This window comes from Micromonospora sp. NPDC047756, from assembly GCF_055587245.1.
This window is the reverse complement of the sequence record NZ_JBVJGQ010000005.1, coordinates 424,237-438,948: the sequence shown is the minus strand read 5'-3', so window position 1 is coordinate 438,948 and position 14,712 is coordinate 424,237. Positions and strand designations below refer to the sequence as shown.

The window sequence follows — 14,712 nt, the reverse complement described above, 5'->3', positions numbered from 1 at the left end:
CTCAGGCCCCCTCCTCGGAGGGGGCCTGAGTCGTTGTGGGGGCGAAACAGGGGACGACGCGAAAGCCCCCTCCGAGGAGGGGGCTTTCGTCGGCTGGCTCAGGCGGTCGGTGTGGGGGACGGGGTGGCCGTCCCGTCCGGGGTCGGGGTGGTGGCGTCCGGGTCGGCCGGAGGCTCGTACGGGAGGGCGCTGCCCTTGACGTACTCGTTCCAGCTCATGTTCCAGTCGGTCCAGCCGTTGCCGTTCTGGAGCCTGCGCTCGGTGCCCTTGACGGTGATCGGGTCGCCGACCTGGGTGTTCTTGAAGAGCCAGTCGCCGTTGGCCATCGACACGTTGACGCAGCCGTGCGACACGTTCGTGGTGCCCTGCTGCCCCTCGGACCAGGGTGCCGCGTGGATGAACTCCCCGCCCCAGGTGAGGCGCTGGGCAAAGTCGATCTTGGTGCGGTAGCCCTCCTCCGGGCCCAGCTCCTCGAACGTGTCGAAGACCGTCTTGCGCAGCTTCTCGATGACGACCATCGTGCCGCTCGACGACGGGGTGCTCTTCTTGCCGAGGCTGACCGGGATGGTCTTGATCACAGAGCCGTTGCGGGTCACCGTCATCCGCTTCGTCTTGTTGTCGACGGTCATGACCACCGCGGCGCCGATCTTGATGTCCACCGAGAGGTCGGCGCGGCCGTACCAACCCGCACCCATCGGCAGGCCGCCGGCCTGCACCCGGTAGGAGACCTTGCTGTTGGGCTTCCAGAACTCCTTCGGCCGGTAGCGGATCTCGGTGGGGCTGACCCAGTGCCAGATCCCCTCCTGGGCCGGGGTGGAGGTGACGGTCATCCGGCGCTGCACGTCGTCGCGGTAGTCCTCCGGGATGTCCCGGCTGAACTTCACGATCAGCGGCATGCCCACCCCGACCACCTGGTTGTCGCCGAGGAAGCTGCTCACCCGCACCTGGTTGCCGGGCTTGGCCATGGTGGTGAAGGTGCTGGTCGCGGTGGCCGGAAGCCCGTCGTCGCCCTTGGCGGTCACGGTGGCCGTGTAGCTCGTGCCGTAGGCCAGCGCGCCGGCCGGGAGCCACGACTTGCCGTCCTTGGCGAGGGTGCCCTCGACCGCCTTGCCGGCGGCGTCCTTGAGCTCGACCGCGGTCTCCACGGCGTCCTTCGTGGTGAAGGTGATGCCGGTGGACGCTGCCACGTCCTTGGCGTCGGCCGCCGGCTCACTGATCGTCGCCGCGGCCTTCGGTGCCGGGTTCTCGCCGCCACCGTGCCACGAGGACGACTTGCCGCCGTCGCCGTCGGTGCAGGCCGAGGTGAAGGCCAGCGCCACGGCGAGGAGCCCGGCCGCGAACACGCGGCGTCGCCCACCGGGCCTGATCAGCTGGTCCTGGCTAGCTCGCATGAAGTCCCTCACAGTTGTGGTCGCTGCCCCATCGTCTCTTACTGACGCGCCAGAGCCGGCCCCGGTTGCCGAGGGTGAACCGAAACACGCCGTCAATAGTGCCCGAATCCTGCTACTATCCGGCGTTTCGTGAGCCTGGCTCGTCTCCGTGCCCGGGGGCGGGGGTCGCCGCGCCGTCATCGAGCGGCGGGAGTGCAAGAGTACGCCGGCCCGGCCAACGGCCGGGCCGGCGCAACGAGGCCGAGGGCTCAGACCGCCGGACCGGCCCCACCACTGGGCACCGGCAACGCGCTGCCCTTGATGAACTCCGACCAGCTCAGGCTCCACGCCGTCCACCCGTTACCGGCGGCGATCCTGCGCTCGGTGCCCTTGATCGTGATCGGGTCACCGATCCGGGTCTTGCCGAACAACCACTTGGCGTTCGCCATCGACACGTTCACGCACCCGTGCGAGACGTTCTGCCGCCCCTGCACGTGCTCCGACCAGGGCGCGGCGTGGATGTACTCGCCACCCCAGGTGAGCCGCTGGGCGAACTGGATGTCGGTCACGTAGCGGTTGGCCGGATCCGGGTCGTCGCGGGTGTCGAAGACAGTGGCTTCCTTCTTCTCCATCACCACCATCGTGCCGCTCGACGACGGGGTGCTCTTCTTGCCCAGGCTCACCGGAATGGTGCGTACCGGCGCGCCGTTCTCGTACACCGTCATCTTCTTGTTGGCGTTGTCGACCTTCATCTCGAACGAGCGGCCGATCTTGGCGGTGGCCTTGCGGTCGATGTCGCCGTACCTGCCGTTGCTCAACGGCACCCCCGCCAGGGCGATCCGCACGGTGATGGTGGTGCCCGGCTTCCAGTACTCCGGAGCCCGGTAGTAGGCCTGCGTGCCGTTGCTGACCCAGTGCCACGCCCCCGGCTGCGGCGGGTCGGTCTTGACGAACATCCGCTTCTGCACCGCCGCCCGGTCCTTCTTCGGGATGCCCGGGTGGAACTCGGTGACCACCGGCATGGCCACCCCGTAACTCTTGTCGTCGAAGAGGTACAGGCCCGACCCGATCGTCGACTTCGGCTTGGCCATGGTGGTGAAGCTGCTGGTGCCCTGGCTGCTCGTACCGTCCGACGCGCTCGCCGTCACCGTGGCGGTGTAGCGGGTGCCCCACTTCAGCGGAGCGGACGGCACCCAGGACGAGCCATCGCTACGCAGCTTGCCCTCGATCGAGCCGCCGCCGTCCGCGGTCAGGGTGACAGCCGACACCTTCCCGCCGTCCGGGAGCTTCGCGCTGATCTCCGTGCTCACCGGCCTGTTCTTCGTGCCGTTCGCCGGGCTCAGCGCGAGCGCCGGCCCACTCGGTGTGCTGGGTGTCGAAGGTGCGGCTGAGCCGGGGGCAGCGCTCGCGTCCGAGGACGTCCCGCCAACGAATTCCGGCTTCTTTCCGTCGCCGCCGCATCCGGTCAGTGCCAGCGACGCCGCCAGAGTCAGGGCGCCCACCACCGCCCCGGCTCGCGTGAACCGTGCCATGCCCACCTCTGTTCTCGCGTACCTGGCGGACATCGTGCCGCATCGACGCCGCGACCCACGCCCCGATCTTGACGGTGCTGCCCGGTTCGGGGCTTTTGCCGGCAAAGCTCGACCGAAGGGGGGACCCGGGGAACCGAATTGGAGGCCGCTCAGGAGGGGTGCTAATGTTCTCTCCGTTGCCGAACGAGCGCCGCTAGCTCAACTGGCAGAGCAGCGGACTCTTAATCCGCGGGTTCGGGGTTCGAGTCCCTGGCGGCGCACCAACAACCAAAGCCCTGATCCGGTGGTTCACACCGGGTCGGGGCTTTTTGGTGGTACGAGCGCACGAGCTCCTCGCGCTGCGCGTCGATGGCCGTGCGGCGGACCCGTAGCGCCCTCTCGTACTCCGGGCAGGTGGGCAACTCCGATGGGTCGCTCTGCTCCACGTCCGGTCACGGCCGGGACCGGTCCCCGACAGAGCGTGCGAAGATCGGCCGTCGCGCCCCTACAGTCCGCACCATGAGGTGGACGGTGCGACTCGCGGTCACTCTTCCCGTACTGCTGACCGCCCTGGCAGCCGGCGCGGTGAACGCCGTCGCGGCACCCGCCGACGGCGGCCTCGGCCTGGCCCTGCGGCCCGGCCAGGCCGACTACCGGGTCGGCGACCAGGTCCGCCTCGACCTCACGGTCACGAACACGACAGGCGCGGCGTGCGCGGTGCCGACGAACGCCGTCGGCACCGTCCAGGTGACCGGGGTACGCCTCGACGGGCGCGACCTCACGCCGACGCTCGCCCGCAGCTTCCACGACGACGGCATCGGTGCTGCCGCCACCGCCGGTCTCAGCACTGTGGAGGCCGGTGCGAGCACGACGGTGAGCCTGACCGGCACCCGCCTGCACGACGGTGACACGCCGGACGCGGTGATGCTCCGCTCGGTGGCAGCCACCCCGGACGGCGGTGGCCTGGACACCCTCTGGCCGGTCGGTGCCCCCGGCCGGTACGAGGTGACCGCCGGCTACCTGCCACTGCCGGTGACCGGCGCGACAAGCCTCTGCGCGGGCGGGACCACGCTGCGGACCACCACCTTCACCGTCGGCGGCGACGACGGTGCGACCGGCCCGCGCTGGCTGTGGCTGGCCGGCGCGGCGTTGCTGCTGACGCTGTTCACCGCTGTGCTGGTGGTGGCCCTCCTGCGCCAGCGCCGCCGGCCGACCGCCGCCGCCGTGGCCCTGCTGCTGGCGGTCGGCGCACTGGCCGTCGGCGGACCCCGACCGGCCCGCGCCGACTACACGGTGGACCCGACCGGTGGCGTGCCGGTCAGCGGCGTCGACTTCCAGGGCGCTGTCGACACCTGCCTGAAGGGGTTCGCCGCGCCCGGCGGGGACCCCTCCGGTCTGCTCCCGCGGCTGCGGGACAAGAAGTCTCCCCGAGTGCGGATCATCCCGACCACCGGCGGCTCCGGCGCGTTCGAGACCCCGGACAGCCCGGACGGGAAGGGCTCCTCGACCGTCACCTGGAATCCGACCTCCGTCGAGCCGTACGGCGACGGCGTGGCCCGGGACCCCTGCGCCGCGCTCTACCACGAGCTGAACCACGCCGACGACATCTCCCAGAACAAGGTCCCGCAGGGCGACTGCGGCAGCACCGAAATCCGTACCGCCGAGGTGAAGGCGACCCTCGCGGAGAACCGCTACCGGGCGGCGAAGGGCCTGCCACCGCGCATCGAGTACGACGGGAAGACGCTGCCCAAGAACCTCGACGAGTGCAAGAAACCGCCGAAGAAGAAGCCCCCGCAGAAAGGTCCGGTGAAGCTCTGCGAGGAGGGCGCCACCTGCGGCGGCAGCAATGGCGACCCGCACCTGGTCACGTTCGACCGGGTCGCCTACGACTTCCAGGCCGTGGGCGAGTTCACGCTGGTCACCGCCACCGGCGGCGACCCGCTGGAGGTGCAGGTCCGCCAGACGCCGATGGCCGGCACCCGAAACGCCTCGGTCAACTCGGCCGTCGCGTTCCGGGTCGGCGTCCACCGGGTCGCGCTCACGCTCACCGCCGGTGGCACCCAGGTGCACGTCGACGGCGCGGCACTGGCCGCGCCGCCGGAACGCACCGACCTGCCCGGCGGCGGCACCCTCACCCGCCGCCCCTCCGACACCGGACCCGCCGACGGGTACGACGTGACGTGGCCGGACGCTTCCGCGGCGGCGGTGGACCAGATCGGCCACTACGGCTACCGGGTACTGGTCAAGCTCGCCGACGGGCGGGCCGGCAAGGTCCGCGGCCTGCTCGGAGACTTCGACGGCGACCCGGCCGATGACATCGCACCCTCCTCCGGAGCCGCGCTCACCCAGCCGGTGCCGTTCGCCACGCTCTACCCGGCGTACGCGGACAGTTGGCGGATCACCCCGGGCCGCTCGCTGCTGCACTACGACGACGGGCAGGACGCCGGCACGTTCACCGACCGTGCCTTCCCCGAACGGGAGGTCACCGTCGGCGACCTCGACCCGGCCCGCCGTGCCACAGCCGAGCAGATCTGCCGCTGGGCGGGCGTCACCGCCCCGGCCCAGCTCGCCGAGTGCGTCTTCGACGTCGCGGTCAGCGGCCGCCCCGAGTTCGCCGTGGCCAGCGCCACCACCGAGCGGGTCGCCCCGCCCGTCGCCCCGCCGATCACCGCCGTACCCGTCGCGACCGCCAGCCTGACCCCCGGCGGCGCACCACTGACCTTCCCCGGTCGGGCCGGTGACGCCGTCTTCGTCGACGTCACCGCCCCCGGGATCGCCGACCGCTGCTCGCCGTACGTGCTCACCGACCCGACCGGCCAGCTGATCGGAGGTGGCTGCAACATCAACGGCGCCGGGTACATCGACCGCGTCGACCTCACCGCCGCCGGCACGTACGCCGTGCGGGTCGCCGCCGCCCCCGGCGACACCGGACGAGCCGCCGTCCGGGTGTACGTGGCCCGGGACGTCGACGGCACGCTGCAGCCGAACGGCCCGGACGTCACCGCGACTCTGGACCAGCCCGGCGCGTGGGCCCGGTACCGGTTCACCGGGCAGCAGGGCGATCGCGTCTTCGTCGAGGTGCCCACGAGCACACTTCCCCACCAGTGCTCCCCGCTGGAGCTACGCGATCCCGAGAACCGGCTGCTCAGCAGCGGCTGCGTGATCAACGGCGTCGGCGAGATCGACGGCACGCTGCTGCCCGCCGACGGGGCGTACACAGTGGTGGTCGATCCGACCGGACGCACCACCGGCGCGACCACACTGCGGCTGGTCAGCAGCCGCGACCGGGCGGCGACGATCACCGTCGGCGGTCCGCCGGTGGTCGCCACCGTCGACCGACCCGGCGCGGTCACCACCTACCGGTTCACTGCCGACGCCGGTACGTCGGTGAGTCTGACCGCGACCGCCTCCGACCTGCCGGACCAGTGCGGTGTGGTGGAGCTACGCGCCCCCGACGGCAGCCCGATCACCAGCGGCTGCGTGATCAACGGGGCTGGTGCCATCGAGCCGACCACGCTGCCGTCCTCCGGCGCGTACACGGTGGTGGTGGACCCGTCCGGAGTCGCAACCGGGCAGGTCACGCTGACGCTGCGCTGAGGCGAACCCCGGCCTTTCCGGGTGACGCCCGCGTGCTAGCGTCTCGTCCCGTTGCCGGCGAGCGCCGCTAGCTCAACTGGCAGAGCAGCGGACTCTTAATCCGCGGGTTCGGGGTTCGAGTCCCTGGCGGCGCACCAACGATCACGGTCCTGACCTGAGTTTCCACCTGGGTCGGGGCCTTCTTCATGTTCCGTGCCCGTAGCCGGGTGCTCGGAAGCCGTTCGACCGTTCCGTGCCTGGAGCGACAGGGCCTGCGTTGGTGGACGTCGCCGGGCATCTTCGATTCGTGGTTCCAGGTTGGTGTCGTCGTCGGCTACGCGAACCTGCTTTGCTCGCGTCAGGAGCACATGCACCTTGTCGTTCTCGCGGACGGGTCGCCCGGGCAACTCGACGGCCTCGGGGACGTGTCGCTCGGAGCGGTAGCCGGCCAGCACGGCACAGACCGCTGCGGTCACCGCCACGGTCAACCGGTGCCGGACACCGCGACGGGCGCGAGGATCTGGCAGACCTGTCAACGCTGCGGGCAGCCCAGCAGCGGCCTCGGGCACGGTGACAGCCGGTGCGTCGGACACGGACGAGATCAGCGATGATGGCAAAGCGGGCATGGCTCACTTCGGACGATCGACAAGCCGCAGGAACCTCGATGATCATTTGAACCGGTCATCCCTGCCCTGCTACCACCAGCAAAGGCCACATAAAGCCGGGCATCCCTTGTTTTTGCCGGGGCCCTGGCCGCCGGCCGTCTCCGCCGGCTTTCCCACGCGTTCCATCCGCCCCAGGCCACATTTGTGATCGATCACGACGCGCACGACCCGGCCACGGGTCGGGTCTACAACCACGATGCCGAATTCGAGGCAGGGCATTTTCGGAACGGGGATTTCAAGCCACCGGCGTGTTCGCCCACTGGGCGAGCAACTTCAGCGCCTCGTGGGATGAGCTGTCTGGTTCGGCGGTGAACACCACGAGGTGCTGGTCGGACTTGCCGCTGACGTCGAATTGCTGCGAATCGAGGGTGAGTGGGCCGACCAGCGGGTGCTGGTAATTCTTGCGGCGCAGCGTGGCGCCGGTCACGAGGTGGCGGCCCCACCATGTGCGAAAGTCCGCGTCTTTGACGGAGAGCGTCCCGACAAGTTCGGCCAGGCGCTGATCGTTCGGGTAGTTCCGGGCCTCCATACGTAGATAGGCGACGCATTCCTGAGCGGCCCTGGCCCAGTCGGTGTTCAATTCCCGGTAACCCGGATCGAGGAAAGTGAGCCAGAGAAGGTTGCGGTGCCGCTCCGGCAGTGCCCCATAATCGGTGAACAAGGCAGCAGCCAGGGGATTCCAGGCGAGGATGTCCAGTCTCCGGCCGAATACGTAGGCGGGAACTTCGTACAGGCTGTCGAGCAATCGCTGGGTCTGCGGGTCAACCCGCGACGTGGTCTGAGTACGGGACCCTGGGCGCTGTTTCGGCCCTGCGATCGAGTGCAGGTACTCCCGGCCGTCGTGGTCCAGACCAAGCGCGTCCGCGAGGGCGTCGAGGACCTCGGATGACGCAGTGGTGACGCGTCCCTGCTCGAGCCGGGCCAGATAGTCCGCGCTGACATTGGCCAGCTGGGCGACCTCTTCACGGCGCAGCCCGGGAACGCGGCGCCGCCGGCCGCCGTCGGGTAGGCCGACGTCGTCCGGCCGGATACGTGCACGACTGGCCCGCAGAAACTCAGCAAGCGGATTGCTCACGCTGAACTCCGGGCGCTTGGACATGAACCCAATCTACCCCCGGGCATCGGCGGATACCTGGGACTGTCTTTCCCATGATGAACTTTCCCATGAAGAACCGAACCTGGTCGGCCCGATGAACCGCGATGACACTTGGACGCATCAGCAAGCCACCACTTGCCCGGACAACAGCAAAGCCAATAGAGGCACGGATGTCCGGGCCGGGAACTAATGGGAGAGGAAGTCCTCCATGTCGAAAACGATCGTGGTGACCGGTACCGCAACTGGAATGGGCCGGGCCATCGTCGAGAAGTTCGCCTCCGAAGGCTGGAACGTGGTCGCGACGGTCCGCAAGGAGGCCGACCTGACGGTGCACGATGGATTGGAGCGGGTCAGGACGCTGCTGCTGGACGTCGATGACGAGCAGGCGGCAGGGCCCTTCGCGCAGACCGCGGTGGAGCAGTTCGGACAGGTCGACGTCTTGGTCAACAATGCGGGTTTCTACCAGATGGGGCCGGTGGAGGTGAGCAGCATGGACCAGATCCACCGGCAGTTCCAGACCAACGTGTTCGGACTGATCGCGCTCAGCCGGGCCTTCCTGCCGATTTTCCGCGCCCAGCGCTCCGGAACGATCATCAACATCTCCTCGTTGACCGCCGAGCAGGGTTATCCGTACAGCGCCGTCTACGCTGCCTCTAAGGCAGCCGTGGCGGCGCTGAGTGAGGGGATGAGCCTGGAGGTGGCCGGTTTCGGCATCGCGGTCAAGGCCGTCCTGCCCGGACAGCACTCCACCCGCATCTTCACGAAGATCGACATTGCGCAGGACGTCCCGGCGGACTATCAGGCTGGAATCGATGCGTTCTTCTCCAAGAACCCGCCAACCGGCTCCGACCCCTCGATTACCGCCGACGTCGTGTACCGAGCCGCCGTCGACGGGGACAACACCAAGGTCCGTTACTACTCCGCACCGGACTCGGCAGCCATTCCCAGGGCCAAGCAGATCCTGGGCACCGACGGCTACTGGGCGGAGTTCCGTACTGCCGTCCTCGCGGAGCCCAGCCCGCTGTTCACTGCGTTGATCCCGCGCCCGGGCGAGCAACCGATCGATTGGCAGATCTCCTGACCATGCGCTGAATCCGTCTCGGGGTGACAGGCGGCTCGGTCGGCTGGCCGATCCCGGCAACCGCCACCGGGGCCGGCCAGCGGCCGTCAGCCATGGCTCCCACAGCGAGACGCTGCCCGGCCCGGACCTGCGACTTGATCAGCTCGACTGAGGTGACGATCCTCAGTCACCTTCGAAATGCCGGATCTCGCCTGCCTTGTCCTTATAGATGGAAGAGTGATTATCGTGACGACGAACGATCCGACGGACCCGGGCTACGCCGCCGCGCTGGACACGGCTGAGCGTCTGCTGGGCTTCCGCTTGGAGCGCTTTCTTGGTGCCACGCCTGGTGAGCCAGCTAACGGCGCAGACTTCAAACGCATCGCGACGATGCACGCCTTCGGAGACGTCTGGCCGCGCACCGAGCACCTAGATACACGGACGCGGGCACTGGTGTCCGTCACCATCGCGGCGACACTCGGCGTCCTGGAGCCCCTCCGTGGTCAACTTCGCATCGCGCTCAACGCCGGCGCCGCCAAGGAAGAGATCGCCGAAGTCTTCCTTCAGGTCGCGGCCTACGCTGGCGTAGCACGCGCGTTCGACGGCTACCAGGTCGCGGCTCAGGTCTTTGCAGAGAACCCGCAACGCTCAGAGCCTGGTAAGTAGGGGTTCAGGGGTCAGGCCCGGTCCGGTTGGACCGGGCCTGACCCCTTCCGGCCAGCGCCATGAGCCGGACGAAGTGCCGGTTCAGGTTCCGCGGCTCGATGACGTATCGATGCCGGTTGTGAAGACCAGGTCGAAGTCCAACCGCCGGCCAACCCGGCTGGCTTCCGTGTCGGCGTCGCCGCGATGTGCGGGTGCTCGTCGGGTGCTCGCTCGCCGGGGACAGGTAGCTAGCGGTTGGCACCCAGCGGCCGCAGACGCTGGATCAGCACGGGCACGTGGGACCGTCGATGCCACGTGGGACCCATGAACACGACATAGGCGGGGCTCTTAATCCGCGGGTTCGGGGTTCGAGTCCCTGGCGGCGCACCAATGATCACGGTCCTGACCGGTGGATCACACAGGGTCCGGGGGGCCTTCTTCGTCGGTGAACCGAAGAGGTGCCGACGCCCGCAGGCGCGGTCTACCCGCGACTCGTGCGCTGATTGCGTCCCGTACGCACGGCGGCTGCGGCGATCATGGCAGCACCGGCTGCGGCGACGACGCGGACACGGCGAGGTCGGTTGGGGGACAGGGCCGTGGTCAGCAGCCCCCACCCGGCGGCCAGTGCGAGCGGCAGCCGCCCTCGCCGGCTTCGTGCGACCGCGCCGGCTGCCACGGCGGAGGTGGCGAGGAGTCCGACGGCGGACGCGGTGACTGTGCGCGGCGCGTCCGGAGAGGTGCCGGAGGCGACCTTGGCCGCGGCGATGTTGACGGCGCTGGCCACCGTCGTCCACCCCAGGAGGAGGCCCGTGCTCAGCGGTGTGAGCGCGGCCCACGTGGTCGTGTCGGGGGCGCGTTGCAGGCGCAGATGAGCGGTGGCGGCGAAGCCGGCGGCGGCCGGCAGGAGAAACGGCGTGAGCGCGAAACGGTCGCTCTGCGCGGCAACCGACCAAGCGGTGTTCATCGCATAGGCACCAACCAGCGGCCACCCGACCGCACGACTGATGGGCTCACCTCGGCCCTGCGGCAGGCACTGACCGATGGTCGAGGCGATGCATCCGGCGAAGATCGGCGCCCAGACCGCGAAGGCGTAGTCCGGAGGGGTGATCACCGTGTCGTAGCGGTCGGTCTGCTCTCCGTCGCCGAGCAACGCCCCGAGGACGGGTGTGGCGACGAACGCCGCGCACGTGCCCGTGAGGGCGATCGATCGTAGGCCATCGTCCATGTTCTCTCCGATCATCGCCAGAGCCGATCGGTGAACCTGACTCCGACCGTACCTCAGAACCCAGCGACGAGTGCTCGGCGGCCGGCCGGCTGACGAACGCCGGCCGGCCGACCTCAGTCACGACACGATGTCCCAGGTCGTTCGACACTTCTCGTCGGCGCCGTTCGCGCCTTTGCGCTCGCACGCTTCGACATAGACTCTCGTGCCCGCCAGCAGTCTGACGTAGTAGGGCTCGGAGCAGGTGCCACTGCCGCCCGCCGCGTGGAGCGTGACCTCGGCGTACACGGGCTCCCACCAGATCCGGCCGATGGTACGGCGACCGTCCGCTGCGCCCTCGTCGCAGGCTCGGAACGCCGAATCGAATCCGGAGTTGGTGTAGATGGCGAAGCCGTTGCCGGCGGAGTACGGGTCGGCCGAATACACGAGGATGGGGTACCCCGCCGAGGCGGTGCTCGTGGTGGCCACGAGCCCGGTGGCCGTGAGCACCAACGCCATCAGCGTGGCACCGAACCAGCGTGAACTTTTGCGGATCATCGGCAACCTCCTACCGTCGAGAAACGACCGGTGCGGTCGTCACGATCGATGGTGGGCGCGATCCGTTGGTGAATGACAGACGCGCGGACAGGTCCGAACAGGTCCGAACACTCCGAACACCTTCGGCGCGATCAGGAGCCGCCTGCCGATCTCGGCGCGTACATGATCAGGGCGACGCCGATCAGGCAGATGCCGGCGCCGATGATGTCCCACCGGTCGGGCCGGAACCTGTCGACGATCACGCCCCAGGCGAGTGATCCGGCGACGAACACGCCGCCGTAGGCGGCGAGGATCCGTCCGAAGTTCGGGTCGGGTTGGAAGGTGGCGACGAATCCGTACGCGCCGAGGGCGATGACTCCGGCGGCGATCCACCACAGGCCGCGGTGTTCGCGCCAGCCCTGCCAGACCAGCCACGCCCCGCCGATCTCGAACAGGGCGGCGACGACGAACAACAGGATCGAGCGGACGACCGTCATCCGTGGACCGTACCGATGGTGGTGAGGGGAATGGGGCAGCACGGCTGCGCGGCGCACTCGACGAGGTCGTCGCAGCCGGCCTTGATCGCGGCGCGCAGCGTGCCGGCGATGACCTGCAGATCGGCGATCTTCGCCTCGACCTCGGTGAGCTTCGCGTGGGCGCGGGCCCGTAGGCCCGCGTCGGGGTGGCGACCGTGACGGTGCTGGCCCGCGTCGAGAAGCTCGGCGACCTCGTCGAGGGTGAACCCGAGCCGCTGCGCCGCTTTGATCAACCTCAGCACGGTGACCGTTTCGGTCGGGTAGAGGCGGTGCCCACCGAGGCTCCGGTCTGGTTCGGCGAGCAGTCCGCGGCGTTCGTAATAGCGCAGGGTCTGCGGGTTCACCCCGGCCGCGGCGGCGACCTGGCCGCTGCGCAACCCGCTCACGCCGTCAGCCCGGCGGCGGCCCGTTGCGCGAGCGCGTCGAGGACGTCGGCGTGCCCGGCCGGCACCCGTACGTCGATGCGCAGCGTGTGACTGTCGGCGGCGAGGGTGAACGAGAAGAACGAGCAGCAGGAGCTTTCCCGGCCGATGAGGCTGCGGGCGGTCGCCTCGGCGGCCGGGTCGAGACGCCACAACAGTTCGGTGGGGGACAGCCGCTGCTGCGCCAGCAGGGAGGTGGCGAACAGGTCGTCGAACTCGGCCAGCCGCAGCGGCCGTTGCGCGATCGGCAAGGTGCACGACTCGGGCACCCACGCCGGGGAGTCAGTGGTCATGCCAACGACGGTAAGCGTGTACCCGGGTACCGGATGCAAGCCGGACGCCCAGCAGGCTTGCCGATCGGTTACCACAGCTGAAGGTCGCCGGTGCGGGGCGCTGAAGCCGCGCTGACTCGGGCTCAGCCGGCGGCGGGTGACGCGGCCGGCCCGTCGAGGGCCGGTGCCACGACGGCGAACGCCTGGTCCATCAGCTCGGCCAGGTGCTGCTCGTCGTCGCCCGGCTGCCACCGCTGAAGCACCGTGTCGAGTGCCAGCAGTGCCATTCCGGCGGCCATCCGTGGGTAGGGGTCGGTGTGCGGGTCGAGGCGACGGCGGTTGGCCAGCTCGGCGGACAGCTCGGTGCGCCACTCGATCTGGCGTTCCAGCCAGCGGGCGTGCAGGGCGGGGGTGTCCAGAATCAGACGGACGACGACCCGGGCCCGCTCAGAGTGCTCCGGGTGGTCGTTGCAGGCGGCGAGCGGCACCCAGAGAGCGTGGCGCAGCGCGACCGACGGTGGCTCGGCGGGAGGTCGGGCCGCGAGTTCGGTGATGATGTCCGCGCTGGTGTCGGCCAGGAACCGGACGACCACGTCCTCCTTGGACGCGAAGTAGCGGAAGAAGGTGCGCCGCGACATGCCGGCCGCTGCCACGATGTCGTCGACTGTCACCGCGTCGAAACCCTTGGTCGCGAGCAGCATCAGGGCGGCGTCACGCAACTCGTCGGCAACGAGCTGGCGTTTGCGCTCGGCCAGGCTGTTGTCCGTACGGGATGTCATCAGCCGATGCTACGTCATTCGCTGCCGCATGGTGCCGTTGTTGGCATTGCGCGCACTCCTTGACACTGAGTGCCACCAGTAGCACAGTGGGTCGCATGACTGTCGATGGTTGGACCACTGAACAGATTCCCGAGCTGAGCGGCCGTACCTTCGTCGTCACCGGTGCCACGGCGGGCCTCGGCCTGGTCACGGCCCGGGCACTCGCCGTTCGTGGTGCGCGCGTCGTGCTGGCCGTCCGCGACGAGGAGAGAGGTCGCCGGGTGGCGGCCGACATCGCCGCGGCCCGGCCCGGCGTCAACCTGGAAGTCCGGCGGATCGACCTCGCCGACCTCGACTCGGTGCGGGAGTTCACCGACGGGATGCACGCCGACCATCGCCGGGTGGATGTGCTGATCAACAACGCCGGGGTGATGGCCCTGCCGCGCACTTTCAGCCCGCAGGGTCACGAGATGCAGTTCGCCACGAACCACCTCGGGCACTTCGCTCTCACCGGGCTCCTGCTCGACCTCCTGCTGGCCGGCCGGGATCCACGGGTGGTCACCGTCACCTCGGTCAACCACCGGCAGGCGAAGATGCGCTTCGCCGACCCGACCGGCGAGCGGGGCTACTCCCCGATGGGCTTCTACAACACATCCAAGCTGGCCAACGCCATCTTCGGCTACGAGCTGCACCGGCGGCTCAGCGCCGTGGCGAGTCCGCTGGGCAGCTTCCTCGCCCACCCCGGCTACACCGCGACGAACCTGCAGAGCAGCGCCACCACGCCGATCTGGCGACTGCTGCTGGGCCGGATCGGCAACCCACTCCTCGCCCAGCCGGTCGATCGCGGCGTCTGGCCGCAACTGTTCGCCGCCACCGACCCCGGCGCTCAGCCGGGCCAGCTCGTCGCCCCGGGCGGGCCGGGCGAACTGCGCGGCCACCCCGTGCCGGCGAGGCTCTCCGCCGCCGCGACCGACCCCGAGCACGGCCGCCGTCTGTGGGAACTGTCCGAACAGGCCACCGGCGTACGGTTCGGCGCGCTGCGACCGACGAACTGATCGCTGCG

The 14,712-nt window shown here is 69.4% G+C and carries 13 protein-coding genes and 2 tRNA genes; 6 read left to right on the top strand and 9 right to left on the bottom strand.

Going from position 1 to position 14,712, the window contains the following annotated elements:
- Positions 1-98 precede the first annotated feature (98 nt).
- The gene (locus ACZ6NZ_RS18700; RefSeq protein ID WP_465859260.1) at positions 99-1,391 is read right to left on the bottom strand and encodes a L,D-transpeptidase; all 1,293 of its coding nucleotides are present in this window, start codon (positions 1,389-1,391) and stop codon (positions 99-101) included.
- Between the two features lie 248 nt (positions 1,392-1,639).
- A complete protein-coding gene (locus tag ACZ6NZ_RS18695) occupies positions 1,640-2,902 on the bottom strand; it encodes a L,D-transpeptidase (protein WP_465859258.1) in 1,263 nt (420 codons plus the stop codon).
- A 187-nt stretch (positions 2,903-3,089) separates the two neighbouring features.
- On the opposite strand from ACZ6NZ_RS18695, the gene ACZ6NZ_RS18690 reads away from it, so the two are divergent.
- The 3 genes from ACZ6NZ_RS18690 to ACZ6NZ_RS18680 all read left to right on the top strand — a co-directional run bounded on the left by ACZ6NZ_RS18690 (position 3,090) and on the right by ACZ6NZ_RS18680 (position 6,615).
- Positions 3,090-3,165: transfer RNA gene (locus ACZ6NZ_RS18690), tRNA-Lys, on the top strand.
- 235 nt (positions 3,166-3,400) lie between these two features.
- Positions 3,401-6,478, top strand: a complete 3,078-nt coding sequence (locus ACZ6NZ_RS18685) for a VWD domain-containing protein (protein ID WP_465859256.1) — start codon at positions 3,401-3,403, stop codon at positions 6,476-6,478.
- Between the two features lie 61 nt (positions 6,479-6,539).
- Positions 6,540-6,615, top strand: a tRNA-Lys gene (locus tag ACZ6NZ_RS18680).
- A 742-nt stretch (positions 6,616-7,357) separates the two neighbouring features.
- Here the strand turns inward: ACZ6NZ_RS18680 and ACZ6NZ_RS18675 are convergent.
- Complete coding sequence (locus tag ACZ6NZ_RS18675; protein WP_465859254.1) at positions 7,358-8,221, bottom strand: helix-turn-helix transcriptional regulator; 864 nt, start codon at positions 8,219-8,221, stop codon at positions 7,358-7,360.
- Positions 8,222-8,426: 205 nt separating this feature from the next.
- On the opposite strand from ACZ6NZ_RS18675, the gene ACZ6NZ_RS18670 reads away from it, so the two are divergent.
- Entirely contained in the window at positions 8,427-9,299 is an 873-nt protein-coding gene (locus tag ACZ6NZ_RS18670) for an SDR family NAD(P)-dependent oxidoreductase (protein ID WP_465859252.1), read from the top strand.
- A gap of 225 nt (positions 9,300-9,524) precedes the next feature.
- Entirely contained in the window at positions 9,525-9,944 is a 420-nt protein-coding gene (locus ACZ6NZ_RS18665; RefSeq protein ID WP_465859250.1) for a carboxymuconolactone decarboxylase family protein, read from the top strand.
- Positions 9,945-10,404: 460 nt separating this feature from the next.
- Here the strand turns inward: ACZ6NZ_RS18665 and ACZ6NZ_RS18660 are convergent, their stop codons facing one another.
- The 6 genes from ACZ6NZ_RS18660 to ACZ6NZ_RS18635 all read right to left on the bottom strand — a co-directional run bounded on the left by ACZ6NZ_RS18660 (position 10,405) and on the right by ACZ6NZ_RS18635 (position 13,670).
- Positions 10,405-11,163, bottom strand: coding sequence for a hypothetical protein (locus ACZ6NZ_RS18660; protein WP_465859248.1), 759 nt, complete (start codon positions 11,161-11,163; stop codon positions 10,405-10,407).
- Positions 11,164-11,265: 102 nt separating this feature from the next.
- A complete protein-coding gene (locus tag ACZ6NZ_RS18655) occupies positions 11,266-11,682 on the bottom strand; it encodes a hypothetical protein (RefSeq protein WP_465859247.1) in 417 nt (138 codons plus the stop codon).
- A 131-nt stretch (positions 11,683-11,813) separates the two neighbouring features.
- Complete coding sequence (locus ACZ6NZ_RS18650; protein WP_366612943.1) at positions 11,814-12,158, bottom strand: YnfA family protein; 345 nt, start codon at positions 12,156-12,158, stop codon at positions 11,814-11,816.
- Entirely contained in the window at positions 12,155-12,583 is a 429-nt protein-coding gene (locus tag ACZ6NZ_RS18645) for a MerR family transcriptional regulator (RefSeq protein WP_465859245.1), read from the bottom strand. Before ACZ6NZ_RS18645 ends, ACZ6NZ_RS18650 begins: the two co-directional genes overlap by 4 nt.
- Positions 12,580-12,912, bottom strand: a complete 333-nt coding sequence (locus ACZ6NZ_RS18640) for a hypothetical protein (RefSeq protein WP_465859243.1) — start codon at positions 12,910-12,912, stop codon at positions 12,580-12,582. Before ACZ6NZ_RS18640 ends, ACZ6NZ_RS18645 begins: the two co-directional genes overlap by 4 nt.
- 122 nt (positions 12,913-13,034) lie before the next feature.
- A complete protein-coding gene (locus tag ACZ6NZ_RS18635; protein WP_366612937.1) occupies positions 13,035-13,670 on the bottom strand; it encodes a TetR family transcriptional regulator in 636 nt (211 codons plus the stop codon).
- A gap of 95 nt (positions 13,671-13,765) precedes the next feature.
- On the opposite strand from ACZ6NZ_RS18635, the gene ACZ6NZ_RS18630 reads away from it, so the two are divergent.
- Entirely contained in the window at positions 13,766-14,704 is a 939-nt protein-coding gene (locus tag ACZ6NZ_RS18630; RefSeq protein WP_465859241.1) for an oxidoreductase, read from the top strand.
- The last annotated feature ends 8 nt before the right edge of the window (positions 14,705-14,712 follow it).

Bases quoted from the DNA above. Each gene is read 5' to 3' on its own strand.
- ACZ6NZ_RS18700 (WP_465859260.1), bottom strand. From the start codon at position 1,391: ATGCGAGCTAGCCAGGACCAGCTGATCAGGCCCGGTGGGCGACGCCGC.
- ACZ6NZ_RS18695 (WP_465859258.1), bottom strand. From the start codon at position 2,902: ATGGCACGGTTCACGCGAGCCGGGGCGGTGGTGGGCGCCCTGACTCTG.
- ACZ6NZ_RS18685 (WP_465859256.1), top strand. From the start codon at position 3,401: ATGAGGTGGACGGTGCGACTCGCGGTCACTCTTCCCGTACTGCTGACC.
- ACZ6NZ_RS18675 (WP_465859254.1), bottom strand. From the start codon at position 8,221: ATGTCCAAGCGCCCGGAGTTCAGCGTGAGCAATCCGCTTGCTGAGTTT.
- ACZ6NZ_RS18670 (WP_465859252.1), top strand. From the start codon at position 8,427: ATGTCGAAAACGATCGTGGTGACCGGTACCGCAACTGGAATGGGCCGG.
- ACZ6NZ_RS18660 (WP_465859248.1), bottom strand. From the start codon at position 11,163: ATGATCGGAGAGAACATGGACGATGGCCTACGATCGATCGCCCTCACG.
- ACZ6NZ_RS18655 (WP_465859247.1), bottom strand. From the start codon at position 11,682: ATGATCCGCAAAAGTTCACGCTGGTTCGGTGCCACGCTGATGGCGTTG.
- ACZ6NZ_RS18650 (WP_366612943.1), bottom strand. From the start codon at position 12,158: ATGACGGTCGTCCGCTCGATCCTGTTGTTCGTCGTCGCCGCCCTGTTC.
- ACZ6NZ_RS18640 (WP_465859243.1), bottom strand. From the start codon at position 12,912: ATGACCACTGACTCCCCGGCGTGGGTGCCCGAGTCGTGCACCTTGCCG.
- ACZ6NZ_RS18635 (WP_366612937.1), bottom strand. From the start codon at position 13,670: ATGACATCCCGTACGGACAACAGCCTGGCCGAGCGCAAACGCCAGCTC.
- ACZ6NZ_RS18630 (WP_465859241.1), top strand. From the start codon at position 13,766: ATGACTGTCGATGGTTGGACCACTGAACAGATTCCCGAGCTGAGCGGC.